The sequence below is a fragment of the Burkholderia sp. A2 genome (assembly GCF_001729305.1).
Classification (GTDB): Bacteria; Pseudomonadota; Gammaproteobacteria; order Burkholderiales; family Burkholderiaceae; genus Burkholderia; species Burkholderia sola.
Genome location: NZ_LZXX01000074.1, coordinates 1 through 572, shown reverse-complemented (window position 1 = coordinate 572; position 572 = coordinate 1). Strand labels below are relative to the sequence as shown.

The following is a 572-nucleotide window of genomic DNA, read 5'->3' as shown; positions in this document are numbered from 1 at the left end:
GGCGCTCGTCGTCGCGGCCGTGCATGCGGCCGCGATGATCGCCGCCGGCGGCGGGCTCGCGTGGCTCGTGTACCGCTATCTCGGGCTGAAGTTCGTGTCGCGGAGCTGGTTCAATCTCGATGCGGTGTGGGCGTCGAGCCTGATCGTCACCGGGGCGCTGTCGCTCGGGCTGGCGGCGGCGCGATAGCGCGGGCAGCGCTGACGGCCGGGCAGCACGGTGTCGGCCTGAACGGCCGCACCGTTAAAAACGCGACGGAACGGCGATGCCGGCCGCGCGCCGCAGTGTTCGCTACGTCACCCTGACGTCGCGATGCGCCGCCCGACCGGGCCCGGCGGCCGCGATTCCGCTAAAATCGGGCCATGCGCACCCGTTCCCACTCGACCGCCTTGTCGTCCTTCGTCCGCCGCGCCCGTCACACCCGTGTCGTGTCGCGCCCGCCCGTCCCGTTCCGGATGGCTGCCCGATGAGCCACGCCAATCCGCCGGATTTCGACGCGGCCGCCTTCCGGCAGGCGCTCGGCCAGTTCGCGACGGGCGTGACGGTGATCACGACGCGCGCGCCGTCCGGCCAG

Annotated in this window: 2 pseudogenes; both read left to right on the top strand. The window is 72.7% G+C overall.

Going from position 1 to position 572, the window contains the following annotated elements:
• Window positions 1–187, top strand: a pseudogene (locus tag A9Z05_RS05710) (hypothetical protein); the annotation flags it as partial.
• Between the two features lie 277 nt (window positions 188–464).
• Window positions 465–572: pseudogene (locus A9Z05_RS05705) on the top strand (flavin reductase); the annotation flags it as partial.